Raw genomic sequence first — 24,772 nt, 5'->3', positions numbered from 1 at the left:
CCTTGCTGCAGCGGTGGAAATCGGCCTCCCTACGGTCCCAGCTGGTCGCCATCATCATGGCGCTGCTGATTGTTGCCCTGACCGCCACCGGCGCAGGCACGCTGACGCTGCTGAACAGCTATCTCCAGGGCCAGGTGGATGACAAACTGAACGCCGCCGTCGACCTCGCGAGCAAGCAGCGCTCGTTTACGCCGCTGCAGGCGCCCAACCCGATGGTCCCCACCGATTACTCGCTCACTCTTTTCGTTCCCGGCGAGGAGCCCTACCCGTTCGGCGGAGACGCCAACATCCGCCCGGACATCAGCGGCATCTCGTTGGAAGAGGCCCAGAAACGGGGCACCCAGCCCTACCAGGTGAGGGGCACGGACGGGCAGAACTGGCGTGTTGTCGCGGTGACAGTGCTCAGCGGCGGGCGCCTGGCCGTTGTGGTCATCGGCTTGCCGCTGCAGAGCGTGGATGACGTGCTCAAACATGCCACCCTGGTGATCTGCGGGGCCGGCCTGCTCACCCTCCTGCTCGCTTCCCTGATCGCCAGCTGGACGGTGTCCCGGTCCTTCCGGCCCCTGGCCAGGGTGGAGAAAACCGCCGCTGCCATCGCCGCCGGGGACCTCTCCCGGCGGGTGGACATCGACAACCCCCACACTGAACTGGGCCGGCTCGGCAGCTCGCTGAATGCCATGCTGGCCCACATCGAGACGGCATTTGCCGCGAGGACCGCCTCCGAAGCCAGGATGCGCCGGTTCGCGGCTGACGCGTCCCACGAGCTGCGTACCCCGCTGGTGACCATCCGGGGCTTCTCCGAGCTTTACCGCCACGGTGCCCTGGCCACCGACGAGGATGTGGCCATGGCCATGGGCAGGATCGAAAGCGAAGCCAAACGGATGGGGTCCATGGTGGAGGACCTCCTGCTGCTGGCGCGCCTGGACGAACAGCGCCCCCTCCAGCAGAAACCTGTTGACCTGCAGCTCATCGCGCACGATGCCGTGGTGGACACGCAGGCCAGCGACCGGACCCGTCCCATCTCCCTGACCGGGCTCGACGGCGGCCCTGCCGTGCCCGCGCCCGTGCTGGGCGACGAAGCCAAACTGCGGCAGGTGGTGGGGAACCTGGTGGGCAATGCGCTGCGCTACACGCCCGAAGGCAGCCCCATCGAACTGGCTGTAGGCATCCGCACGTCCGACGCCGGGCAACCCCGCGCCGTGATTGAAGTCCGGGATCATGGCCCCGGCATCTCCGAAGAGGAAGCAGCCAAGGTCTTTGAGCGTTTCTACCGTGCGGATACCTCCCGGACCCGTGAGACCGGCGGAAGCGGGCTGGGGCTAGCGATTGTGGCCGCCATTGTGGGTTCGCACGGCGGCTCCGTCAGGGTGGCCAGGACCGACGGCGGCGGTGCCACTTTGGTGGTCAGCCTGCCCGTCCGTCATGAACCTGACGGCGTCTACGAGGACCAGGCAGACCGGCACGATGAGGACGACCGGCACGACGGGGACGCAGCGGGCGGCGGGCAGGGCGACGGCAAGGTTATCCACATATAGCAAGCGGGCGTGGCGTGCCGGCTGCTCCCCTTCGTAGGCTCGTTGCAATGGCCCGGAGCAGCCGGGCGGGCAGTGCAGACTGTCCCACTACATCGAGAGGTATCAGCCATGAGCATTATTTCCGTCGACACCGAACTGCTCCAGCTCAAGTCAGCCAACGTCAAAGCAACAGTGGACCGGATCAGCTCCGATGTGCAGACCATGAAGCGCGGCCTGGACGAGCTCCAGGCCACCTGGCGGGGCTCCGCCGCCACCAACTTCCAGGCCCTGGTCACCGAGTGGACCCTGACCCAGGGCAAGGTGGAGGCGTCGCTGGCATCCATCAACACGGCGCTGGCATCTGCGGCGAACACTTATGCCCAGGCCGAGCAGGGCAACACGCAGCGCTTCAGCTGAGCAGTTGCGTTGGCCCAGTCCCCCCGAGCCGTTGAGCCGTCAGGCTTCGGACGGCCGCTGCAGCTGTGCCGTCAGGCCTCGGGTGTCCCCTGATGGAACCTGAGCCGCCATTTGGTGCCATCCAGCACCCACAGGGAGCTCCGGAGAACCGTGCCCGAGCGCGCGTAGCTTCGGTACGTCAGCAAGACCGCGCTGGGGCCGATGCGGTCGGCGCCCAGGATCTCGAGCTCCCTATGGTGTCCCGGGTCCTCTTCCAGTGCCATCATCATGGCGTCCCGGGTCCAGACTCTGCCTGAACTTCCGATCTCCATAAAGTCCGGGTGCAGGAGGACGCCGGTGCGGCCAATGTCACCCCTGACCTCCGGGCCGGCCAGCTCGCGCTCGAGGGCCTCGACGATCGCTTCGGGACTTGGCTCTGCCCCGGTGGCCTCCGCCTCGTCGAATGCCTCGGCCTCAAGCTCGCTGAAGAGGTCGGGCTCCTCAAAGGATGCCTGGCCCAAGGGGTCCGCATCTGACGGGTGCGCTGCTGCGGGGGCACCGGCGAATCCGGGGCCGCTGCGGGCCGCGACTCCTTGCTGGTAGGCGGTGGCTGCCGCGCGGGCGCGTTCATCGGCTGCCTCATTGAGGTCATGCCCGGCGTGGCCTTTGACCCATTCAAACGTGTATTTGCGGCCGGCGAGTTCACGGTCCAGTTCCTTGAGCAACTCCAGGTTCATGACGGGCTTGCCGTCACCTTTTCGCCAGCCTTTCCGTTTCCAGCCCGGCATCCATTTGGTGATCGAGTTGATGACGTACTGGCTGTCGCAGAGGACCCTCAGGTGCTCGTCGGGAACATGGGCGGTAGCGCGGAACAGGTCAAGGACGGCCATCAGCTCACCCTGGTTGTTGGTGCCGTGCGGCCATCCCCCTGCCCGCCAGCACTCGTCGTCGACGTACCATGCCCAGCCGGCCGGGCCCGGGTTTCCTAAAGCCGAACCGTCGGCTGCTGCTGTAATTGTCACCATTCCATCCTGCCAGAATTCCGGCGCACCCTTAACGCGTGGGGTTAACGGCCGACGGCGGCCCCCACCCTTGGTGAGGACCGCCGTCGTGCGTGTTGCTGTGGTGCGTCTTGCCTGGGGCAAATGGGGGCTAGAAGCCGCCCATGCCGCCCATCTCGTCGCCGCCACCCATGGCCGGAGCGTTCTTCTCCGGCTTGTCGGCCACGACGGCCTCGGTGGTGAGGAACAGGCCGGCAATGGAAGCCGCGTTCTGCAGGGCAGAGCGGGTTACCTTGACGGGGTCGTTGATGCCGGCGGCCAGCAGGTCGACGTATTCGCCGGTTGCTGCGTTCAGGCCGTGGCCTGCGGGCAGGCCGCGGACCTTGTCCACCACAACGCCGGGCTCGAGGCCGGCGTTGAAGGCGATCTGCTTCAGCGGAGCGTCGATGGCAACGCGGACGATGTTGGCGCCCGTTGCTTCGTCACCGGTGAGGTTCAGGTTGGCGAACGCCTTGGCGCCGGCCTGGATCAGTGCAACGCCGCCACCGGCGACGATGCCCTCTTCGACAGCAGCCTTGGCGTTGCGGACGGCGTCCTCAATGCGGTGCTTGCGTTCCTTGAGCTCAACTTCGGTTGCGGCACCGGCCTTGATGACTGCAACGCCGCCGGCCAGCTTGGCCAGGCGTTCCTGCAGCTTCTCGCGGTCGTAGTCCGAATCGGAGTTCTCGATCTCGGCACGGATCTGGGAAACGCGGCCAGCGATCTGGTCGGCGTCGCCGGCACCTTCAACGATGGTGGTCTCGTCCTTGGTGACAACAACTTTGCGGGCGCGTCCCAGGAGTTCCAGCCCGGCGGTCTCCAGCTTGAGGCCGACTTCCTCGGCGATGACCTGGCCACCGGTGAGGACAGCAATGTCGGCCAGCTGGGCCTTGCGGCGGTCGCCGAAGCCCGGAGCCTTGACGGCAACAGACTTGAACGTGCCGCGGATCTTGTTGACGATCAGCGTGGCCAGGGCTTCGCCCTCGATGTCCTCGGCAATGATCAGCAGCGGCTTGGACGACTGCATGACCTTTTCCAGGACAGCAACCAGTTCCTTGACGTTGGAAATCTTGGAGTTGACGATCAGGATGTACGGATCCTCAAGGACCGTTTCCTGGCGCTCGGTGTCGGTCACGAAGTAAGCGGAGATGTAACCCTTGTCGAAGCGCATGCCTTCGGTGAGTTCCAGCTCCAGGCCGAAGGTGTTGGACTCCTCGACCGTGATGACGCCTTCCTTGCCCACCTTGTCCAGGGCTTCGGCGATCAGGGCGCCGATTTCATCGTCACCGGCGGAGATGGAGGCGGTGGCCGCAATCTCTTCCTTGGTTTCGATTTCCTTGGCGGAGGCAAGCAGCTCAACGGTGACGGCCTCTACGGCCTTCTCGATGCCGCGCTTGAGGGACAGCGGGTCAGCACCGGCTGCAACGTTGCGCAGGCCTTCTTTGACCAGGGCCTGGGCCAGCACGGTTGCCGTGGTGGTGCCGTCGCCAGCGACGTCGTCAGTCTTCTTGGCAACTTCCTTGACCAGCTCTGCGCCGATCTTCTCATAGGGATCGTCCAGCTCGATCTCCTTGGCGATGGATACACCATCGTTGGTGATCGTGGGGGCGCCCCACTTCTTTTCGAGGACGACGTTGCGGCCACGCGGGCCGAGGGTGACCTTGACGGCGTCGGCGAGGATGTTCAGGCCCCGCTCAAGACCGCGGCGTGCCTCTTCATCAAATGCAATGATCTTGGCCATAACGGCAGTAGTCCTTTCGGGACAGTCGTTAAGAATGAACCTCACTGCAGTGCCCGCGACGGACGATCTTTGACCGCGGCCTCTGTATGCCGCGGCTGGGGATCTCACTCCAGCTAGGTGTTTCTCTCGCTCCATGCCCGGTGCCAAAGCTCCGCAACCGGCGGATGCCGGACGTTGCTTTAGCAGTCGGTACGTAGGAGTGCTAACTCAATAATTAGCACTCCCTAGGTGAGAGTGCAAGCGAATGCACCCCGAAACCGTCTATCCGCTGGAGGCCGTTCGCCGTTGGCGATCAGCCCGCCGCGCGGCCTGCTGCTTCGCGGCCGGTGAGCACGGCCCTGTTGTCCGCGCCATAGGTGAAGACCATGTAGTTCGCGGTGGTGATATCCCCGTGGGAATCGAAGGCAACCGGCCCCGATTCGCCGTCGTAATTGATTTTTGCCCCCGTCTTCACAACCGCAAGGCAGTCGGCATACGACAGGCACACTTTGCCCGGCTGGCCGGTATCCTGGCCGCCGGAAGTACCACCGGATACGGCGATCAGGCTGGCTGCGATGGAGCGGCCGGCGTCGTCACCGGCCGCAGCCGCAGCCAAGGCCGCCAGGTTCACTGCGTCGTAGGCCTCGGCCGCGAAGGACAGGTCCTTCAAGCCCGGATTGACCTCCAGCAGCCGCGCCTGGAAGGCGGCCGAAGGGAACACCCCGGGCACCACAGCGCGGGCCCCGTCAAGGGCCTTCGAGCCGAGCCCCGGGCCATACTGCGCGAAAGCACCGTCACTGAGGATGAGCTTGCTGCCGGACAGCCCCGCATTGTTGAGTTCCGCAAGGGCACCCTGAGCGTCCTCCCGGGCGATCAGCACTACGGCGTCGGGTTTTGCCGCCCTGGCTGCGGCGGCGGCCTTTTGCGCGGCGCCCGGTTTGAAGGCCGAGGTGCTGACCGTTTCCAGGCCTGCGGCCGTGGCGGCACCGGCAACCGCGGCGGAGACGTCCATTCCATAGGCACTGTCCTGGTGGACCACTGCTATGTTCTTGGCCCCGCCGTCCTTGGCCAGTTTCACCAGTACGGAGGCCTGGGCAACGTCAGTTGGGGCGGTCCGGAAATAGTAGCCGCCGCTCTTGTACGTGCTCAGGGCCGCGGCTGAATTCGCCGGCGAGATCAGCGGAGTCCTGGCGGCGGACAGCACATCGATGGCTGCTGCCGCGTGGCTGGAATCCGTGGGTCCAATCACCACGTCGGCTTTGCTGTCCAGGAGGTTTCTGGCCTGCGCTCGGGTATCTTCGCCGGTCCCGATGATCAGTTCAACAGGCTTGCCCTTGTGGCCGCCGGCAGCGTTAATGTCCTTGACTGCAACCTCCGCGGCAGCACGCTGTGCGTCGTTGAGGAAGCTCTGCTCCCCCGCGTTGTCCAGGATCAGGCCTATCCGCAGGGCACCGTCGCCGGAGGCTTCGACGGTGTCCAGCCTGGCGTTGCCCCCGGCGGCGCCGGCACATCCTGCCAGTGCCAGAAGGAGGGCCGCCGCTGTGGTGCTACGGAGGATGGCTGTGGGGAGGCTGCCGCGGTTCACTCGGCGGGCCGGACACTTTCGGCCTGCGGGCCCTTCTCGCCTTCGCCGACTTCAAGCTCCACCCGCTGCCCCTCGTCGAGGGCCCGGTAACCCTCGCCTTCGATGGCCGACCAGTGCACAAAGACGTCATCCCCGGAGCCATCCACGGTGATGAAGCCATAGCCCTTTTCGGCGTTGAACCATTTGACGGTTCCCAATGCCATGTGTCCACTCTTTCCGTAGTGCCGACGGTCCACCCCGCTGTGAGCCGCGTACGGCCGTGTGCCGCGAACGGGACCGAAGCCTGAAATCACTCTAGCCACAACGCGTCGGAGTGGCCGAGCCGCACGGCCTACGGCTGTCTGAACGTTATGGACGCGTGACCGCGGCGTTACCGGTAGCCCGGCCCAAGCACCACCACAAGGGGCACCTGGAACTCCTGGCTGTTGACCAACGTGGGGATACCCAACAGGGTGCCGAGCGCTTCGGCGTTGGCCCGCTGGGCCTCGCCCGCATAGAAGATCCGGGACGTCTGCTGCGGCGCGCCGGCCCAGTTGCCGACCTGCCCCAGCGTCCAGCCGTCGTTCTGCAGCACCGAACTGACCCGCCCGGCCAGCCCGCCGGTCCCGGCAGCGTTGTACACGGCGACGCCCTGTGCCTTGTTCAGGGTGGCGGCGGGCTTTTCGGTGGCGGACGGGGACGCCGAAGCCTCGGGACTCGCGGAAGGCTCGGAGCTCGCCGAGGGCTCTGCGCTGGGGGAAGGTTCCGTTTTGGCCGACGGAGCGGCGCTGGCTGGAGACGATGCGGACGTTTCAAGGCTCGTGGACAGCTCAGCGCCGGCCTGCGTGAAGCCGAGCTTGGGAAGAATCAGGAAGGAAACAAGTCCGATGGCCAGTGCCGCGATCCCCACCGCCAGGACAGGCCAGAGCTTGCGCCGGGCGGGCGCCGAGGCCGTGCGGTGGACGCCTTGCCGCGAGGCGGTCTCCGGTACCTTGTCGAATTCATCGCGAGCGTATTTGGTCATGGTGCTGGGACGTCCTTGTTGATTGCTGCTGATGGCTCAGCACGAAGTTAGTCAGGCGTCGGAACCCAGGCGGCGAGCGGTGCGTGCCCGGTGACGCGACGTACGTAGTCTACGCAATCTCTTCACCAGCATGGGGTCGTGGGCCAGCGCCGCCTCGGAATCAATGAGGGCATTCAGCAACTGGTAGTAGTGCGTGGCGGACAGGTCGAAGAGCTCCCGGATGGCCTGTTCCTTGGCGCCGGCGTACTTCCACCACTGCCGTTCCAGAGCCAGCATCTGCTGGTCGCGCTCGCTTAACGTGGAGTCACGAAGGGTGAAGTCAGCCAGCAGCGGGCTGCGCTGCGCGGCGTCCGGCAGGTGTTCCCGAGCAGGCTCCGCCACGGCACGTCCCTTCGCTGGTGAGGTTGAAATCTCATCCCATGCTACGGCGTAAATAACAGGCTTGTCATTTGCAGCCCGCCGCGGGAGCGCGTGGTGCGGAGGGCGTCCCTGCGAGAATGGGACCGTGTTTGAATCTGATGCCCTGTTCGAGCTGGCGCCGGAGCCTGCTGACGCCGTTGGTTTCGCCGCGCTGGCTGCAATGCCGCTCCGGGAGCTGATGGCTCCTGACTGGGCGGACGCGTTGGGCCCGGTGGAAACAGAGCTGCGCGGCGTCCTCACGTTTTTGGCCGCAGAGGTGGACGCGGGGCACCAAGTGCTGCCGGCGCCGTCGAACGTTCTGCGCGTCTTCAGGCAGCCGCTGTCTGACGTCAAGGTCCTGATCGTGGGCCAGGACCCCTATCCGACGCCCGGCCACGCGGTAGGCCTCTCGTTCGCCGTCGACGCGCGGACCCGACCCATTCCCCGGAGCCTGGCGAACATCTACCGCGAACTGGAGTCCGATCTCGGCATCCCGCCGCGCGTCCACGGCGACCTGTCCGCGTGGGCCAGCCAGGGCGTCCTGCTGCTGAACAGGGTCATGAGCGTCCGGGCGGGTGCCGCGGGCTCGCACCGCGGTAAGGGCTGGGAGGCAATTACGACGGCGGCAGTCACCGCGGTTGCCAACCGGCGCACGGCCGACGGCGGGAGGCCGCCGCTGGTGGCCGTGCTCTGGGGCAGGGATGCCGAGGGAGTCCGGCCGCTTCTCTCGGGCGCGGCGGTAGTGTCCAGTGCGCACCCGAGCCCGTTGTCGGCGTCGCGCGGTTTCTTCGGCTCACGGCCTTTCAGCGCCATCAATAAGCTGCTGCTGGAACAGGGCTCGTCCGGCGTAACCTGGGAGCTCCCCCAGGTTGTTTAGCTTAGGGTTGCCTTATGAGCACTGTCCCGGCCGCCACGAGCGCAACGAAGAACACCCGTCCGCAGATTGACCTCACGGTGATCCGGCGCGAAGAACTCTCGCCCCACATGGTCAGGATCGTGGCGGGCGGCCCGGGGTTTTCCACCTACGTGAACAACGCCTTCGTGGACCGCTACGTCAAGATTGTGTTCCCGCAGCCCGGCGTTGAGTACGCCCAGCCACTGGATCTGTGGACCATCCGTGAAACCATGCCGCGGGCGCAGTGGCCTTTCACCCGCACCTACACGGTCCGCTGGGTGGACACGGCAGCCCAGGAACTGGCCATCGACTTTGTAATCCACGGGGACGAAGGATTGGCAGGGCCCTGGGCGGCCACCGCGAAGCCCGGCGACTCCTTCACCTTCACTGGCCCCGGAGGCGGCTACAACCCCTCGCCCGACGCCGACTGGTATCTCCTTGCCGGGGACGAGGCCGCCCTGCCGGCCATCGCCGCGGTCATCGAATCCCTACCCGCGGACGCCCGCGGCCTGGCATTCATCGAGGTGGACAGCGACGCTGACGTCCAGCCCGTCGAGGCCCCGGCAGGTGTGCAACTCAACTGGCTCCGCCGCTACGGCGCCCCCGCCGGTGAGGGCCATCTCCTCGTCTCGGCAGTGGCCGACGCCGAGTGGCCGGAAGGACGCGTTGACGTTTTTGCCCACGGCGAGCGCGGCTACATGAAGGCCATGCGGAACGTGCTCTTCGACCAGCGGGGCCTCGAGCGGAGCCAGGTTTCCCTGTCCGGCTACTGGGCAAAGGGCCGGGTAGAGGACGATTTCCAGGCTGAGAAGAAGCTGCCCATCGGAAAGATCTGAGCCGGCAAGCCCTTGCGCGGCGATAAATCCCCGCGTGAACCGCACCCGGCGGCCTTACCGCCGGCGGGCGCGGCGCCGCTCGTTGCTGGCCAGGCTGCGCGTCAGGGGCCGGGCCAGCGTATCGCCGAGGACAATGCCGCCAGCTGTGCCAAGCACAATCGCCCCTGCGTTGAGCATCCCGCCCGCCCCAAACAGGATCTCGGATTCCTTAATCGTCAGGACGTACATGGAGCGGAAGATGGTCAGGCCGGGCAACAGGATCAGCGCGGCCGGAACGGCAACCACCAGCTGCGGGGCCCCCATCTTCAGTGCCACCACCCTCGCCAGCAGACCGATCACGACGGCGGCGAGCGCCGGGGAGAACCGGTCACCGACGCCGAGGGAACCGGCGCCCAGCAGGACGAAATAACCCACCACGCCCACGCCTGCCGTGGGCAGCAGCAGGTCCCACGATGTCTGCTCCGTGATGCCGATGGCCATCACGGCGACGGCGATGAAGATGACCAGGACCCAGAGACTGTAGGCGGGCGGGAACGTCTCGGTAACGTCGATGGTCTGCATCCCGGACATAGCCCCCGCAACTGAGGCCACCGCGATCCCGGCCACAATCGCGCCGAAAGTCAGCAGCGTGGACAGGAACCGGCCCGCTGCGGTCACGGGGAAGCCGTTGATGGCGTCCTGGACGGAGGAGACCAGGCGTCCGGTGGGCAGGAGCAGCAGGATGCCGCCCACCACCACGATGGCCGGTGCGTTGGTGAGGCCGAAACGCCACAACAGCAGCGCGGTGAGCGTGACGCCAAAGGAGCATGCCGCCGTCGTAAAGAAGTCCGGAACCCGCCACCGGCCCAGCTGGCGGGCCAGGAGGCTGACCCCGAGGTTTGCCACGAAGGCGATGGCCGAGGACGCCGGGCCCCCGCCGAGGACGCCCACAAAGACTGCCGCGAACACGCCGAAGGCCATGGTGACCATCCAGCGCGGGAACGGTTTGGGGCTGGTGATGGCCTCGTCCAGCCGGCGGATGGCCTCATCACGGCCCACTCCCCCGGCCACAATGTCCGTCACCAGGCGGTGCACTTTTGCCAGCCCGGCGTAGTTGTTGGTCCAGGACCGCACCACCCGGAGCAGCGCGATGGGCGGCTGGTCCTTGGGGGCGTAGTTGATGGCCACCGACTGGTTGGTGATGTCCACTTCGATGTTCTTGAGCCCCAGCGCTGCAGTGACCGCGATGATGCTGGTCTCCACTTCCAGCGCGCCCGCCCCGTACCGGAACATGGTCTCGGCAAGGTGCAGGGCAAAGTCCAGGGTCTTGCGCGCGGAGGTGTCCACGCCCCCCACCTGGATCATGGGGTTGGCGTAGGGGCTCCCGGCGAGCCGGTCCACGATGCTCAGTGGCGCCGTCGGCGGGTTCTCCCCCTGCACCAGGCGCCGCAGCATCCTCTTCGCGGCGGCATCCTGGCGAAGCTGGGACGGCGAAAGGGCCTCTGTTTTAGGCAGGCCGTCGGTATGATGCCTGCCCCGGGAATCTTCCGGACGTTTGGTCACGTTGGTCCGCCTCCCTGGCTGACGCTTGCTGGGTTGGTGTTACGCCTGGCGCTTCAGCGGCAGTTTGCCGAGTACTGTGCGGGCCGCCGCCACGCCGGCGCGGGCCAGTCTGTTGGCCCGGAAGGCGAGCGGACGGACCGGCATCACGAAATCGCCAACGAGCTGGACCACTTCGCCGCCGAAGCCCTTCTTGAACTGGTAGCCGCCGTGGCCTTCCTCGTCCTGCCCCTCGATGCCGAAGGTGCCGTAGAAGTTGTACCGGGCGTAGCCCTTCTCCAGCCCGTGGAGCATCATGCCCCAGTACAGGGAGGTGGCGCCGTTGAAGTAGATGTAGTCCTGTACCGTCCCGCCGATCACGCACACCACTTCGTCGCCGAAGCAGACAAAGTGGATGGCAGCCACGGTGGCCACGCCCACGGAATCGGGGAAGCGTTCGATGTCCTTGAGGCTGCGCTCATAGCTGTCCGCCAGGTCCTGGACCACCTTCAGCCGGTTGGCCTTCTTCTTGCTTCCGGTCTCCTCGACCTCACGGCGCAGCTCGGCGGCAGCCGCGGATTCGGCTTCCAGGCGTTCGGTGATGGACTTCCGGTACGCCGGGATGTCGATCTTGGCCATCATGAGTTTGGTGAACTCGGGCGAGGTGGTCCGCAGGAGCTGTTCGTAGTACTCGCGCTCCCGGTAGACGAAACCCTTCTCGTCTCCTGCGGTGCTCAGCGCGTTGTAGAACTCATCGAGGGTTTCCGCGGTGGCCTGTTCGAGGAACACGCCGTTTTTCTCGGCCTTGCGGATGGCCTTGCGGGTCCGGTAGCTGGTGCTCATGATGAGCTCTTCGGCATCCTTGATGCCTTCGAGCTTCTTGATGAACATCCAGTTGACGTTGACGAAGTCCATCTCCGAGCCTTGGTGTTCAAAGCCCAGCCGCGCCAGCTCGGCCACGAGGGGCCTGTTGTCCGTGACCTCGGGGCGCTCGGCACCGTCTTCATCGCGGGCGATGTACGGCAGGTTCGGAGAGATCCGCAGTTCGGCGGCTTTGCGGCCGGCGGCGCGCTCTTTGAGAAGTCCGACGACGTCACCCACCAGAGTGGCGTCCGTGTAGTCCATGAGGGGGCCCTTGGCGCACTCGCACACCTTGTAGCCCAAGCGGTTGGTGGTGTAGTTCAGCTTGCCGGCGGCGACGAGTTCGCCGTCGCGCCTGACCCCGAAGAGCTCCACAACTTGGCCGCGGGCCCGCTGGAACCGGACGAAGTCAGCGGACTGGATGAAGTTGTTTTGCGGGTGTGTCAGCGCAAAGGTCTCGAACTCGGCATCGCTGATGACGCCGAGTTCGAGCCCGGCTCCTGCCTTGGTTGGATTCACGGAAATAACCTCATCTGTGGCTGCGCCGCCGGCTGGGGCATGAGCTGGCGTTCGTCTGTGTGTGGGTGGTGGGGTGCGCGTTGTCGACGCGTGTCAGTAGAACTGCTGGCCGGTGCGGGCGGTTTCGAGCCGGCGGAAGATCCGCTCCGCTCCCTTGACCCACAGGGCGTGCCGGACCGGGGCGGTGACGTAATCGTGGCATCCGACGAAGTCTGTAACAGTCTTGGTGAAACTCGTCTTGAACATGCCCATTCCGTACAGGTTGTGGGCCTTGTCCTTGATCTGCGCCGCCGGTGGGGTGCCGCAGAAGTCGTATTCGGTGCAGCCCAGTTCCTGCATGCGGCAGATGGCCGCCCACTGGACCAAGTGGGAATCCCCGTACTGCTTGCGGTTCTGGGTGGAGCCGCCGTCCTTGTAGGTTGCCTTGGCACCGTAGTTGATCACAAAGGCACCGACGCTGGGCTTGCCGTCCTCATAAACGAAGAAAAACCGGCCCTGGCCGCGGTCGCAGAACTCGTCCCAGAACTGGGCGTAGTACTCGTAGCTGCGCAACGGCATAGAGCCCTTGGCGTTGACCGTGTCCGCCATCAGGTCATAGAGCGCCTTGTACGTTTCCGGGCTCTGTTCGCGCTCCACCACCGTGCAGCCTTCACGTTCGGCCCGGCGGATCGCGTTCCGGGCCCGGGACGAGATGGCGCGGAGCACCTCGTTTTCCGGTGCGGTGATGTCCAGCAGCGCGGTGGAGTCGTTGGACTGGATGTTGGGGGCCTTCACCAGCCCGGCCGCGGCGAGCTGCGCCTGGGCTTCGGGCGAGGAAATGATGTCCGGTTCAATCTTGATGGTGAAGACGTTGAGCTTGCGGCTCCGGGCGAACGCGGCGCAGGCTTCGAGGGCTGGCTTAAGATCCGCGGCGGAGTCCAGGTCCGGTCCCTTGATCAGGTACCAGAGACGGCCCAGGATGGGGAACTTCTTCTCCAGGACCAGGTTGTAGCTGGACGTGCCGGCAGACTCCACGACCAGGAAGCGGACACTCCAGCCGCTGCCGTTCTTTACCGATGCATAGGCCGCAGACTGCAGCATGTTGCCGCCATTGGGGTTGGCCGTGACGTGTTTGTCCCAGTTCTCAATTTCCTCCGCTGTGGCAAAGCGGGCGGTGAATTCTCGCAAGGGGGCCGTGTCCAATCTCAGGGTTTCGTTCGGGGTTCTGTTCTCGTGGCTGCGTGCGGACATGTAGCCACAAGTCTAAAGCCTGAACCGGTCCGGCCGTTTCAGCACGGTGACACGTGGCTTGACCGCCGGGCCCCGCTTCGCGAGGGTTGACACATGGAACAACTGCCGGAAAAGTCCGCCCCGAGCCCCGACGGCGCCAGTCCCAAACGCGTGGCCGGCCCTCAGGTGGCCGCCCTCGCGATCTTCCTGGCAGCTTCCGCCTTCGTCGCCTGGCTGGGGGCGTTCTCCACAGTGGCTAATGTGAACGGGTGGTACGTCGACGCCGACAAAGCTCCGTGGTCACCACCCAACTGGCTGTTCGGGCCGGTCTGGACATTTCTGTACACGGCCATGGCGGTGGCGGCATGGTTGGTCTGGCGCCCCCACCGCCCGGACTCGCGGCCAGCCCTGGTTACCTACGGAATCCAGTTGGTCCTCAATCTGCTGTGGACGCCGACCTTCTTCAGCCTGTACCCGCTGATGGGCACAGCCGCTCTCTGGCTGGCCTTTGCCATCATCCTTGCGCTGATCGTCGCCGTGACCGTGACAGTGGTCCGCTTCGGCCCGATCTCCCGTGTTGCCGGGCTCCTTCTGCTGCCCTACATCACGTGGATCGTGTTCGCGTCGTCCCTCAACCTCTGGGCCGCGCTGAACAACTAGTCAGGGGAAGCCGGCAGGCAGGCTTCCCGGCTTGCCGGCCTTAGTTTTCGAACTCGGAGAGCGGCGGGCAGGAGCAGATGAGGTTGCGGTCTCCACCTGCTCCGTCGATCCGGCCTACCGGCGGGAAGTACTTGTCCTGCTTGAGGTGGTGGACGGGGAAGACGGCCTGTTCGCGGCTGTACTGGCGGGTCCACTCGGAATTCACGACGGCGGACGCGGTGTGGGGTGCGTGGCGCAGCGGGGAGTTTTCCACGGTGAAGTCACCGTTGGCGACCTGGTCGATTTCCTTGCGGATGGTGATCATCGCGTCGATGAACCGGTCGATTTCGGCCAGGTCCTCGGACTCCGTGGGCTCCACCATCAGGGTCCCCGCGACCGGGAACGCCAGGGTGGGGGCGTGGAAACCGTAGTCGATGAGGCGCTTCGCCACATCTTCAGCGGTCACGCCGGTCTTGGCGGTCAGGGCCCGGAGGTCCAGGATGCACTCGTGCGCCACCAACCCGCCCTCACCGGTGTACAGGACCGGGAAGTACTCGTTCAGCCGGGCCGCAACATAGTTCGCCGCGAGCAGCGCGGACTTGGTGGCTTCCTTCAGGCCCTCACCGCCCATGAGCTTCACATACGCGAAGGAAATCGGCAGGACACCGGCCGAGCCGAAGTTGGACGCGCTGATCGCGACACCGTGGCCGTCCGCTGCGTTTTCGGAAGAAGCGTTGTTCGCGTCCCCGGGCATGAACGGGGCCAGGTGGGCCTTCGCCGCGACCGGGCCAACACCGGGTCCGCCGCCGCCGTGCGGGATGCAGAAGGTCTTGTGCAGGTTCAGGTGCGAGACGTCGCCGCCGAACTTGCCCGGCTGCGCCAGGCCGACCAGGGCGTTCAGGTTGGCGCCGTCCACGTAGACCTGGCCGCCGGCAGCGTGCACGGCGTCGCAGATCTCGGTCACGTCCGCGTCGTACACGCCGTGGGTGGAGGGGTAGGTGATCATGATCGCCGAGAGGGCGTCCTTGTGCGCCTCAATCTTCGCGTACAGATCCGCGTGATCAATCGTGCCATCAGCCGCCGTGGCGACAACAACAACCTTCATGCCCGCCAGGACGGCCGAGGCGGCGTTCGTGCCGTGCGCCGAGGCCGGGATCAGGCACACGTTCCGCTGGGCATCGCCGTTGGCGCGGTGGTAACCGCGGATCGCCAGCAGGCCCGCGAGCTCGCCCTGGGACCCGGCGTTCGGCTGCAGCGACACCTGGTCATAACCGGTGATCTCCGCGAGGTCAGCTTCGAGGCCGCTGATCAGTTCGCGCCAGCCCACCGTCTGGGACTCGGGAGCGAACGGGTGGATCGAGGCGAACTCCGGCCACGAAATCGCTTCCATCTCCGCGGTGGCGTTCAGCTTCATCGTGCACGAACCCAGCGGGATCATGGTGCGGTCCAGGGCCAGGTCCCGGTCTGAGAGCTTGCGGATGTAACGCAGCAGCTGGGTTTCGGAACGGTGCGTGTTGAACACCGGGTGCTGCATGAATTCCGACGTGCGGAGCACTGAGTTATCAAACGAGTACCCAGCCTGGGCGGAGGGGCCGGCGTCGGCAACCCGGGCACCAAAGGCCTCAGCGACCGCCGCGACGGTTTCCGGCGTCGTAGTTTCATCCACGGAGATGCCAACAGCATCGGCGTCGATGCCGCGGAGGTTGATGCCCTTGGCCTCGGCAGCGGCAATCACGGCCGCGGCCTTCCCGGGAACTGAAACAGTGAGGGTATCGAAGTAGCTGGTGTGCAGAACGTCCAGCCCACCCGCTGTCAACGAGGCTGCAAGCGTCTTCGCGTGGTTGTGGGTGCGCTCGGCGATCGCTTTCAGGCCGTCCGGGCCGTGGTAGACGGCGTAGAACGAGGACACAATCGCCAGAAGTGCCTGCGCGGTGCAGATGTTCGAGGTCGCCTTTTCACGGCGGATGTGCTGCTCACGGGTCTGCAGCGCCAGGCGGTAGGCGGGCAGGCCGGCGTCGTCCTTGGACACGCCCACGAGGCGGCCCGGCATGGACCGTTCCAGGCCCTTCGCCACGGCCATGTACGCCGCGTGCGGGCCGCCGAAGAACAACGGCACACCGAAACGCTGGGTGGAACCAACCGCGATGTCGGCGCCCTGCTCACCGGGAGGGGTGATCAGGGTCAGGGCCAGCAGGTCAGCGGCGACCGTGACCAGCGCGCCGCGTTCCTTGGCTGCCTTGATGACCTCGGCATGGTTGAACACGCGGCCGGAGACGCCCGGCTGCTGCAGGACGATGCCGTTGATGACACCCTCGGGCAGGCCCTTGGACAGGTCAGCAACCTCCACCTCGAAGCCGAGGGCCTCGGCGCGGCCCTTCACGATAGCGATGGTCTGCGGCATGACGTCGGCGTCCAGGACGGTCTTGCCGTCGTGTGCTTCCTTGTTCTTGTTGGCGCGGCGCATCATCAGGACGGCTTCGGCCACAGCGGTGGCTTCGTCCAGCAGGGAGGCGTTGGCGATGGGCAGGCCCACCAGGTCCTGGACCATGGTCTGGAAGTTCAGGAGCGCCTCGAGCCGGCCCTGGGAGATCTCGGGCTGGTACGGCGTGTACGCGGTGTACCAGGCCGGGGCTTCGAGGACGTTGCGGCGGATCACGGCGGGGGTGACGGTGTCGTAATAGCCCTGGCCGATCATCTGCACAGCCGTCTTGTTCTTGCCCGCGAGCCTGCGCAGCTCGGCCAGGACCTCAACCTCGCTCAGGGCGTCCTTGAGGGCCAGCGGCTTGGCCTGGCGGATGGAGGCTGGAACCGCGGTGTCCACCAAGGCGTCCACGGTGTCATACCCGACAGCCTTGAGCATCGTGTCGATATGCGCCTCGCGGCGGGCACCGATATGCCGGTCAACAAAGGTGGCTGAGGCGGGCTTTACACTCACGGGGAACTCCATAACTAAGGCGGGCAGGGGTACGCCACATCGATCCGGTGCTCCCCGCCCTGGGTCGGGCCTGAGAGTTTCCGCCGGGCCTGTTTCCAGAGCGAGGCTTGCACCGAAATTCGTATGCTGTGCCGGCCGCAGACGGCCATCACGAGGTCCAATTCTCCTCCGCCCCTGGTCATCGGGCAAATATGGACGACGGGTTTTGCCCCATCATTCCGGCGCGGAGTTCCCGAGCCTGCGGATGCCCGCGGGCCCTCCGTAGGGACGGCCGAATGATTGAGCAGAATCAGCCGCTCGCCTGCAGCGCCGTCGCGCTTCGAAGGGTCCCGACGGCGGAGGCGCCGCGGGTGGGCACACGAAGGCCCGGCGTCGGAAGTGGTTCCGGCGCCGGGCCTGTTAGCCGCTTAGTGGGCGGTGCTTATTTCGCGTCCGGTGCCGTGACGCTGGCCGAGGCTTTCATGGTCTCGGCGTTCACCATCCAGGCGTACTGTTCCAGCTTGGCGATGAATTCGTGGAGCAGGTCCGCGGTGGTGGGGTCCTCCTCATCCACCTCGTCATGGACTTTACGCATGGTGCCCACCGCAGCTTCAAGGGCGGCGACGATCCGCTCGATGGCGTCCTTGGTATTGATGAGGCCCTCGGGGAACTGGGCCAGGGACGTCGACTTGGCTACGGTGGCACTACGGCCATCCGGCAAGGCGTGCAGGGCGCGCATCCGCTCTGCTGTGTCGTCGGCGAACTGCCGGGCGGCGTCGACAATTTCGTCCAGCTGCAGGTGCAGGTCGCGGAAGTTGGTTCCCACGATGTTCCAGTGGGCCTGCTTGCCTTGGATGTGCAGTTCGATCAGGTCCGCAAGAACGGCCTGCATATTGTTGGTCAGGGTCGGTGAAGCTTTCATGAATCCTCCTCGATTGGTCCAGTAATGCCGACGCTATCAGTCCGGCCGAGGCTTCGCCGAGCGGTCGAACATGATTTCTCAGTAAGCTTACTAAGTTGACCTGCACCGCAACAGCAGGGCGCATTGACGGCATCACCGCGGATCACGTCCACAGAGTTGCCGGGCGGTAATCAGTGTCTTTATGCATGCTACGTTTCCCTCATGACTCCTACCCGAACGGCACTGACCCGCCTCCTCACCCGCCCCGCCGGGAAGGTTTCCGTGCCGCGGCTGATCGGCGCGGTTGCCCTGGGCGGTTCGCTGGTTTTCGCCGGCGTCAGTCACCTCACCGTTGCACGGCAGGAATTTCAGGCGCAGGTTCCGCCATGGTTCCCCATGGATAAGGACTTTGTGGTACTGGCCTCAGGCGTGGTTGAAATCAGCCTCGGCGCGGCACTGATCGCGCTGCGTAAGCGCCGCGTCCCGGTGGGACTGTTAGCGGGGGCCTTCTTCATCCTGATTTTTCCCGGCAATATCTCGCAGTATGTGACCCGGACGGACGGGTTCGGGTTGAATACGGACCGCGCCCGCCTCTTGCGGCTGTTCTTCCAGCCTGTACTGGTGGCGTGGGCGCTGTGGTCCACCGGAGCGTGGAAGGAAATGCGCGCGGCGCTCACCGAGGCCAGGCGGACAGACTGATGCCCTGCCCGGGGTCTTCCCGGGCAGGGCGCCATCCCTTGGGTTACTGAGCTACCTCAACGTCGGAGCGGCCGTCACCAGAAGTGCGCTACATCCACCACCAGTCGCGAACCTGAGCCGGGGCCCTCCAGGGTGATTACCCGGAACGGAAGCCGGGCACGGACGCCCAGTCCGAGGCTGGTATAGCCTTCGAAGCTGCCCGCGGATGCCACCTGCCGGAACGTCTGGTATCCCGAGACGTCGGACAGTTCCTTCGGCGTCACGGGGCTGTAGGTGGGGGCGCCTGCGCTGTCGTAGGACGGCGCGTTGACAGTCACCTGGAGGAAGGCAGAGCCCCGCATCGGGATTTCCTTACCTGAACCGTCCTGGACCACGGCCGGAACGTACTGAACCGTGTACCCCTTGGCAGGGCCGTTGAGATCAACCACCATCCGGTCGAAGCAATAGTGCTGCCCCGTCCTGACATTCGTCACGGATGCGGAGCTCATCCCCGGCGCTGTCTTAGCCAGCGACCCCCAAACGAGCCCGCAGTACGATGTTGCTGCCGAGGCGGGCCCCGGCGCCAGGAAACCCAATCCAACAGCAATCAAAATGACTGTTAGCCACGTCTGAAGCTTTTTCACTGTGGGCCACCCTTCGAGTGTTGAGGTACCTCAAGCGTAGGAGTCTCCGGGGCCGTAAATAAGGGCTGTGGCCGCTTCGGCGCGGAACCGTTAGGGGCGGGTTCAGCCGGTCACGCCAGCGTCATTCCGGCGGGTTTCTGAGGCGGAAAGAAGCGCTATTAACACCATTTCTGCACCCCGCCGTTATGCAACATAACGACGCCGGACCGGCCCACCGGGCAACCCTTCGCGGGGTGTGCCGTGAAGACGCAAAAGCCCCGTCCGGCCAAGAGGCTGACGGGGCTTGATTCGCGGGTGAGGGCGGGTTTTCTAGCCCTCGCACTCGATGCAGTACTTCAGGCCATTCTTTTCGCGGGCAACCTGCGAGCGGTGGCGGACCAGGAAGCAGGACGAGCACGTGAACTCATCGGACTGCTCGGGAACCACCACAACGGTCAGTTCTTCGCCGGAAAGATCGGCGCCAGGCAGGTCGATGCCCTCAGCCGTATCGTTCTCCTCGACGTCGATGACGGCGGTCTGGGCGTTGCCGCCGCGGGATGCCTGAAGTGCCTCCAGCGACTCTGCGGAAGACTCGTCGTCTGTCTTGCGTGGAGCGTCGTAATCGGTAGCCATGGCGGGGGTTCACTTTCGTTGCTGCGCGGCACCATTTCAGGCACCTCAGTGAAGCAGTTTAGGTCATTGCCCCACCACTTAGGCAATAGTGTGGGCAATTCGACAGATTATGGGGGCCTCGAGAGGGTTACGCTGAAGTGGCCGGCATTCCACGTTGAACCCGCAGGAGGCACCATGGCCGCCAAACTCAACCGCAAAGCAGTGACCCATGCCCGCAAGCTCATCGAGAGCGGAAAGGTCGAACGCGATGTCCGCGATGACTGGAGTGAACATGCTCCCACTGCGGACCAGGAGAACGCCTACATCGATAAACACGGCTTCCCGGCATTCGCTGAATGGCATCTGGGCCGGGACGATGAGCAATCTGAAGGCACGAAGGGCAGTGTGAGCTTCCCGTTCGGCGACTTCAAAAAAATCCACCGTTGCGCCGTCATTTCCCTGGAAAGCCGGGCAGCGCAGCACGGACACGATGACATCCGGGATGCCGCCAAGAAACTGCTGGAGCTGATGGATTCAGACTGATGCCGGCGCGGATTCGGGCACCGGGCATTGACAGCCGCCCCGGAAAGGGTTCTACTGGTTGTAGCTTCAACTAAAAGCCGCTTCCAGTGCTAAGGACTACTCATGCATCTCCCCGCCGACCCCGGTGCCGCCAACCTATCCTCCGCGAATGCCCAGCACGTTGTGGCGGCGGCAGGATCAGCGGATCCGTCCGCACCCCTTGTGGTGCTGTTGCACGGGCGGGGTTCCAATGAGCGCGAAATCCTCGGCCTGGCACCCCACCTCCCGCAAGCTTTTGCCTACGCTGCCGTTCGGGCCCCCATTGCGGAGGGCAGCGGCTATGCGTGGTTTGCGAACCGGGGCATCGGCCGGCCCACGCCCGAGTCCCTGGCTGAACAAATGGCCTGGTTCCGGCTCTGGCTTGATGAATACTCGCCCGCCGGCCGGCCCGTTATCCTGGTGGGCTTTAGCGGCGGCGCCGCGTTTGTTGGCGGCCTTGTCCTTGACGATCCGAACCGCTACTCAGGTGCGGCCATCCTTTACGGCACTTTGCCGTTCGATGCAGGAGTGCCGGTCACGCCAGCGAGGTTGGCTGGCCTTTCCGTATTTGTTGCCCACGGGGACCAGGACCGGGTCATCCCGGCTGACCTCCTCGCCCGGACCTGGCAGTACCTGACCACAGAGTCTGCCGCCAGCGTCCACACCCGCCGCGACCCCGGTGGACACCAGATCTCAGCCCAGACGCTCACCGAACTCGGCGCATGGATCAGCGCTACGGGATCTCCATCGGCCTGACTGGCGCCCGCAGCCGCGCTGGCACACCCGTGGATCACGGCTGGGCCGAACTCTGTTTCCGGAGATCCGCCTTCCTGATCTTCCCGCTGGCCGTGCGCGGCATCTCATCCACGAACACCACCGACTTGGGGATTTTGTAGCGCGCCAGCCTTCCCTCAAGATGGGTCCGCAACTCGGCCTCGGTGAGCCGGGCGCCTTCCCGCAGCAGCACTACGGCACGGGGAACTTCGCCCCACTTCTCGTCCGGCACACCGATCACAGCCACGCTGCCCACGGCGTCCAGTTCGGTGATGGCCTGCTCCACTTCCGCCGGATAGATGTTCTCGCCGCCGGAGATAATCATGTCTTTGAGCCGGTCGGCGATGAACACGAAGCCTTCCTCGTCCTTATAGGCCAGGTCGCCGGATCTGAACCAGCCGCCATCGGCGTAGGATTCGGCGGTGGCGTCGGGCCGGTCCCAGTACTCGCGGATCACGTTGGGGCCCTTGATCTGGATCTCCCCCACGGTTCCGGGCGCCGCGATCCCGGCGATCGGGTCGGCGATCCGCACGTCAGTGAAGAAGTGCGGTAGCCCGGCGGAACCGGCCTTGTCGCGGGACCGCGACGCGGGGAGGACCGTTGCCGCCGGCGCAGTCTCGGTCATGCCGTAGCCGTTGCCGATTTGGAGGCCCCGGGACTCGTACGCGTCGAGCACCCGCATGGGGATTGCGGATCCCCCGCAGGTGAGCTTGTTCAGCGAGCTGAGATCTGTGGTTGCCCACGCGGGGTGTTCGCAGATGAGCTGATAGGTGGTCGGGACCCCGCTCATCGTCGTGACGCTGTACTGCTCGATCAGGCCTAGGATCCGGCCCGGATCAAACCTGGATTCGAGGATGACCGTTCCACCCTTGAGGAGCGTCGGCAGGACACCCATGTCCAGGGAAGCCACGTGGAACATGGGTGAAATCATCAGCGCCACATCCTGCGAGGAAAAATCGAAGTCCACGATCACGTTGATGCAGTTCCAGGTGACGTTGCCGTGGGTCAGCAGGGCGCCCTTGGGACGGCCCGTCGTGCCCGAGGTGTAGAGGATCATGGCTCCGTCGTCCAGGCCCACCGGTTCATCGATCTGCTGGTCCGTGCCGGAGGCCACCACATCGTCGAAGCCCTCGACCGCCCTCGGCCCCTGGCCGCTGCCTGCCCGCGCGGGGCCGCCCGCACCGGCATCGTCGACAACGACGAGCCTCGCCACGGCGGTGCCGGCCGCACCGCGGGCGGCGAGGTCGCCCAGGTTGTGCGCGTGGATCAGAGCAACGGCCCCGCTGTCCTGCAGCTGGAACTGGATCTCGGGCGGTGCCAGCCGGGTGTTGAGCGGGACGAAGACGGCGCCCAGGGTGCCGCAGGCAAAGAGGGTTTCCAGGAAGGACGGGTGGTTCTCGCCCAGGTAAGCCACCCGGTCCCCCCTTGCGACGCCGCGGTCCCGCAGGGCGTTGGCCAGCCGGAGGCTCCGGTCCGCGAACTGCGCGTAGCTCATTTCCCGGCCTCCGCTAATCAGTGCGGTCTTGCTGCCGGACTTCGGGCGGCGACGTTGCAGCCACGAGCCGATGCCAAAATTTTCCACGGCGAATCCTTTCTACTGTGAGGTTAGCCCGCTGGACGGGACCCGATGAAGGGTCAGGCCCGGACGGTCAGGAGGTCGTTGTTCTTGGGCTCCCGGGTGAGCAGGATGAACACGATGGACACCACGGACATGATGGCCAGATAGGTGACCACCGAGGACGTGTTCTGCCCCGAGTCCTTGAAGATCTGGGCCACGATGCCCGGTGTGAAACCGGCGCCCAGAAGGGTGGCCAGTTGGTAGCCAAGTGAAGCGCCGGTGTACCGGGACGTGGTGCCGAACTGTTCGGACACAAAGGCTGCAAGGGGCCCAAAAAGGGTGGAGTGGATCATCAGGCCGATGGCGAACGCCACGAAGATCAGCACGATGTTGTTCGAGGACAGCAGGGAGAACATGGGGATCAGGTAGACGATGAACACCACCAGGCCGCCGATCATGACCGGTCGCCGGCCCAGTTTGTCGGAGAGCTTTCCACCCAGGATGACAAACACGATGGACAGGGCCGAGGCTGCGGCAAAGGCGTACAGCACGCCCTGCCGGTCCGCACCCTTGGAGACCGCATAAGTGACGGAGAATGTTGCCAGGACCACCTGCAGGGCGAAGCCGGCTGCCCCTGCCAGCATGGTGAAGATCAGGGTCTTGGGACGGCGCAGCACCAGCAGCAGCGGGATATCGCGCTTGGATGTGATGCCTGCCCGCAAGGCCTCCCGTTCGGCCTGGGCCCTCTCGGCTTTTTCCTGTTCCAGCGCAGCCTTGAAGATCGGGCTCTCCGAAACCTTCAGGCGGACGAACATGCCCACGCCGAGCAGGACAAAGGACAGCAGGAACGGCACGCGCCAGCCCCAGCTGAGGAACTGGTCATTCGGCAGCGCCGAGAATGCACCCATGGCGAGGGTGCCCAGGACGGCGCCGGTGGGGGCGCCGGCGTTCACGAAGGAGGCAGCGAAGCCGCGCTTGCCGGATTCGGAATGCTCCAGTGCCATCAGGGCTGCGCCACCCCATTCGCCGCCCACGGCAATGCCCTGGACGACGCGGAGGATCACCAGAAGCACAGCGCCCCAAGGGCCGGCCACGGAGGCACCAGGGACCACGCCAATAAGCGTGGACGCAATACCCATCATCAGCATGGAGATGATCAGCATGTTTTTGCGGCCCAGCTTGTCACCGAAGTGGCCGAAGATGATGCCGCCGATCGGGCGGGCTACATAGCCGGCGGCGAACGTGCCATAGGCGGCAACTACGCCCACCCAGTCGTCCATTCCGCTGAAAAAGACCTTGGGGAAGACGACGGCGGCTGCGGTGGCGTATAGGAGGAAGTCGTAGTACTCGATGGTGCTGCCCAGGTAGCTGGAGGCAATGACAGTGCGTGCTTCCTTGCGACGCTCGGCGGTGCCCATGGCTTGCAGCTGGTTGAGTCCGGACATTGTTGTTCCTTTTGACTGCTGAAGTGGAGAAAGGTGGGAGTCTATTTGTAGAACCGGGCCAGGAACTCAGCCACGACTGCGGGGCGTTCCTGCCCTTCGATCTCAATGGTGCTGGCAACTTTGATCTGGGCGCCGCCCTTGACCTCGGTGACGTCGGCGATGGTGGCCTGCATGCGGATGCGCGAGCCTACCTTCACTGGCGACGTGAATCGGACCTTGTCCAGGCCGTAGTTGACCTTGGTGGTGACGCCCTCGACGTCGAACAGCTCGCCCCAGAACGGGATGATGAGCGAGAGGGTCAGGAAGCCGTGGGCGATCGGCGCCCCGAACGGGCCGTCCTTGGCGCGCTCAGGGTCCACATGGATCCACTGGTCGTCGCCGGTGGCATCGGCGAATTTGTTGATCTGTTCCTGCGTGATCTCGCGGTACTCGGTGACGCCGAGATCGGTGCCGGAAAGGGTGAGGAGTTTGTCGAAGTCGACGACGAGGTTGGGCATCTTTGCCTCCTGGTTAGGTTTGGTTGGTTGGTTTCGTTGTGTGGGAGTACGACGGCGGATGCCGGGTTTTCGACG

Annotated in this window: 24 protein-coding genes; 8 read left to right on the top strand and 16 right to left on the bottom strand. The window is 65.2% G+C overall.

The genetic code is table 11. The features are described 5' to 3' along the window. Positions 1–2 precede the first annotated feature (2 nt). Positions 3–1,535 carry a sensor histidine kinase gene (locus tag AB4Y73_RS13620; protein WP_441872409.1) on the top strand — a complete coding sequence of 511 codons (1,533 nt, stop codon included), beginning with the start codon at positions 3–5 and terminating at the stop codon, positions 1,533–1,535. 108 nt (positions 1,536–1,643) lie between these two features. Continuing rightward, entirely contained in the window at positions 1,644–1,931 is a 288-nt protein-coding gene (locus AB4Y73_RS13615) for a WXG100 family type VII secretion target (protein ID WP_441872407.1), read from the top strand. A gap of 71 nt (positions 1,932–2,002) precedes the next feature. Here the strand turns inward: AB4Y73_RS13615 and AB4Y73_RS13610 are convergent, their stop codons facing one another. From AB4Y73_RS13610 to AB4Y73_RS13585, 6 genes are all read right to left on the bottom strand, one after another. Next, positions 2,003–2,932 carry an RNase H family protein gene (locus AB4Y73_RS13610; RefSeq protein ID WP_441872405.1) on the bottom strand — a complete coding sequence of 310 codons (930 nt, stop codon included), beginning with the start codon at positions 2,930–2,932 and terminating at the stop codon, positions 2,003–2,005. Between the two features lie 130 nt (positions 2,933–3,062). After that, a complete protein-coding gene (groL, locus tag AB4Y73_RS13605; protein ID WP_441872403.1) occupies positions 3,063–4,691 on the bottom strand; it encodes a chaperonin GroEL in 1,629 nt (542 codons plus the stop codon). A 292-nt stretch (positions 4,692–4,983) separates the two neighbouring features. Continuing rightward, positions 4,984–6,255 carry an ABC transporter substrate-binding protein gene (locus AB4Y73_RS13600; RefSeq protein ID WP_441872401.1) on the bottom strand — a complete coding sequence of 424 codons (1,272 nt, stop codon included), beginning with the start codon at positions 6,253–6,255 and terminating at the stop codon, positions 4,984–4,986. Continuing rightward, positions 6,252–6,458 carry a cold-shock protein gene (locus tag AB4Y73_RS13595; RefSeq protein WP_441872399.1) on the bottom strand — a complete coding sequence of 69 codons (207 nt, stop codon included), beginning with the start codon at positions 6,456–6,458 and terminating at the stop codon, positions 6,252–6,254. Before AB4Y73_RS13595 ends, AB4Y73_RS13600 begins: the two co-directional genes overlap by 4 nt. A 167-nt stretch (positions 6,459–6,625) precedes the next feature. Beyond that, positions 6,626–7,258 carry a LytR C-terminal domain-containing protein gene (locus tag AB4Y73_RS13590; RefSeq protein ID WP_441872397.1) on the bottom strand — a complete coding sequence of 211 codons (633 nt, stop codon included), beginning with the start codon at positions 7,256–7,258 and terminating at the stop codon, positions 6,626–6,628. Between the two features lie 51 nt (positions 7,259–7,309). Further along, a complete protein-coding gene (locus AB4Y73_RS13585; RefSeq protein ID WP_441872396.1) occupies positions 7,310–7,639 on the bottom strand; it encodes a DUF3263 domain-containing protein in 330 nt (109 codons plus the stop codon). Between the two features lie 124 nt (positions 7,640–7,763). On the opposite strand from AB4Y73_RS13585, the gene AB4Y73_RS13580 reads away from it, so the two are divergent. Both AB4Y73_RS13580 and AB4Y73_RS13575 read left to right on the top strand, forming a co-directional pair. Next, positions 7,764–8,534, top strand: coding sequence for a uracil-DNA glycosylase (locus AB4Y73_RS13580; RefSeq protein WP_441872394.1), 771 nt, complete (start codon positions 7,764–7,766; stop codon positions 8,532–8,534). A 14-nt stretch (positions 8,535–8,548) separates the two neighbouring features. Continuing rightward, entirely contained in the window at positions 8,549–9,388 is an 840-nt protein-coding gene (locus AB4Y73_RS13575; protein WP_441872392.1) for a siderophore-interacting protein, read from the top strand. A 54-nt stretch (positions 9,389–9,442) separates the two neighbouring features. Here the strand turns inward: AB4Y73_RS13575 and AB4Y73_RS13570 are convergent, their stop codons facing one another. From AB4Y73_RS13570 to AB4Y73_RS13560, 3 genes are all read right to left on the bottom strand, one after another. Further along, a complete protein-coding gene (locus AB4Y73_RS13570) occupies positions 9,443–10,930 on the bottom strand; it encodes a threonine/serine ThrE exporter family protein (RefSeq protein WP_441872390.1) in 1,488 nt (495 codons plus the stop codon). 39 nt (positions 10,931–10,969) lie between these two features. Continuing rightward, complete coding sequence (locus AB4Y73_RS13565) at positions 10,970–12,286, bottom strand: peptidoglycan bridge formation glycyltransferase FemA/FemB family protein (protein ID WP_441872388.1); 1,317 nt, start codon at positions 12,284–12,286, stop codon at positions 10,970–10,972. A gap of 93 nt (positions 12,287–12,379) precedes the next feature. Then, positions 12,380–13,468: a lipid II:glycine glycyltransferase FemX gene (locus AB4Y73_RS13560; RefSeq protein WP_441872476.1), complete on the bottom strand. Its 1,089-nt coding sequence runs from the start codon at positions 13,466–13,468 to the stop codon at positions 12,380–12,382. Positions 13,469–13,609: 141 nt separating this feature from the next. Between AB4Y73_RS13560 and AB4Y73_RS13555 the strand changes: the two genes are divergently transcribed. Then, positions 13,610–14,155 (top strand): TspO/MBR family protein, encoded by a 546-nt coding sequence (locus tag AB4Y73_RS13555; RefSeq protein WP_441872385.1) that lies wholly within the window; start codon positions 13,610–13,612, stop codon positions 14,153–14,155. 40 nt (positions 14,156–14,195) lie between these two features. On the opposite strand, the gene gcvP is transcribed toward AB4Y73_RS13555, so the two are convergent. Beyond that, complete coding sequence (gene gcvP, locus AB4Y73_RS13550) at positions 14,196–17,069, bottom strand: aminomethyl-transferring glycine dehydrogenase (protein WP_441872383.1); 2,874 nt, start codon at positions 17,067–17,069, stop codon at positions 14,196–14,198. Between the two features lie 421 nt (positions 17,070–17,490). Then, positions 17,491–17,970, bottom strand: coding sequence for a Dps family protein (locus AB4Y73_RS13545; RefSeq protein ID WP_441872381.1), 480 nt, complete (start codon positions 17,968–17,970; stop codon positions 17,491–17,493). A gap of 201 nt (positions 17,971–18,171) precedes the next feature. Here AB4Y73_RS13545 and AB4Y73_RS13540 point away from each other — a divergent pair, with 201 nt between their 5' ends. Beyond that, on the top strand, positions 18,172–18,648 hold the full coding sequence (locus tag AB4Y73_RS13540) for a DoxX family protein (RefSeq protein WP_441872379.1): 477 nt from the start codon (positions 18,172–18,174) through the stop codon (positions 18,646–18,648). A 74-nt stretch (positions 18,649–18,722) separates the two neighbouring features. On the opposite strand, the gene AB4Y73_RS13535 is transcribed toward AB4Y73_RS13540, so the two are convergent. Next, positions 18,723–19,271 (bottom strand): AMIN-like domain-containing (lipo)protein, encoded by a 549-nt coding sequence (locus tag AB4Y73_RS13535; protein WP_441872377.1) that lies wholly within the window; start codon positions 19,269–19,271, stop codon positions 18,723–18,725. Positions 19,272–19,580: 309 nt separating this feature from the next. Further along, the gene (locus AB4Y73_RS13530) at positions 19,581–19,883 is read right to left on the bottom strand and encodes a DUF4193 domain-containing protein (protein WP_275214587.1); all 303 of its coding nucleotides are present in this window, start codon (positions 19,881–19,883) and stop codon (positions 19,581–19,583) included. Between the two features lie 174 nt (positions 19,884–20,057). On the opposite strand from AB4Y73_RS13530, the gene AB4Y73_RS13525 reads away from it, so the two are divergent. Together AB4Y73_RS13525 and AB4Y73_RS13520 are read left to right on the top strand one after the other, a co-directional pair. Next, complete coding sequence (locus AB4Y73_RS13525) at positions 20,058–20,405, top strand: hypothetical protein (protein ID WP_441872375.1); 348 nt, start codon at positions 20,058–20,060, stop codon at positions 20,403–20,405. Between the two features lie 102 nt (positions 20,406–20,507). Then, complete coding sequence (locus tag AB4Y73_RS13520) at positions 20,508–21,179, top strand: alpha/beta hydrolase (protein WP_441872373.1); 672 nt, start codon at positions 20,508–20,510, stop codon at positions 21,177–21,179. Between the two features lie 34 nt (positions 21,180–21,213). Here the strand turns inward: AB4Y73_RS13520 and AB4Y73_RS13515 are convergent, their stop codons facing one another. The 3 genes from AB4Y73_RS13515 to AB4Y73_RS13505 are packed head-to-tail and all read right to left on the bottom strand — an operon-like array spanning position 21,214 to position 24,697. Further along, positions 21,214–22,779 carry an acyl-CoA synthetase gene (locus AB4Y73_RS13515; protein ID WP_441872371.1) on the bottom strand — a complete coding sequence of 522 codons (1,566 nt, stop codon included), beginning with the start codon at positions 22,777–22,779 and terminating at the stop codon, positions 21,214–21,216. Positions 22,780–22,832: 53 nt separating this feature from the next. After that, positions 22,833–24,200, bottom strand: a complete 1,368-nt coding sequence (locus tag AB4Y73_RS13510; RefSeq protein WP_441872369.1) for an MFS transporter — start codon at positions 24,198–24,200, stop codon at positions 22,833–22,835. A gap of 41 nt (positions 24,201–24,241) precedes the next feature. Next, complete coding sequence (locus tag AB4Y73_RS13505; protein ID WP_441872367.1) at positions 24,242–24,697, bottom strand: MaoC family dehydratase; 456 nt, start codon at positions 24,695–24,697, stop codon at positions 24,242–24,244. Positions 24,698–24,772 lie beyond the last annotated feature (75 nt).

Origin of the sequence: Pseudarthrobacter sp. TAF60_1 (assembly GCF_052113505.1) — a bacterium.
In the GTDB taxonomy this organism is placed as follows: domain Bacteria; phylum Actinomycetota; class Actinomycetes; order Actinomycetales; family Micrococcaceae; genus Arthrobacter.
This window is presented reverse-complemented; position numbering and strand designations above follow the sequence as displayed.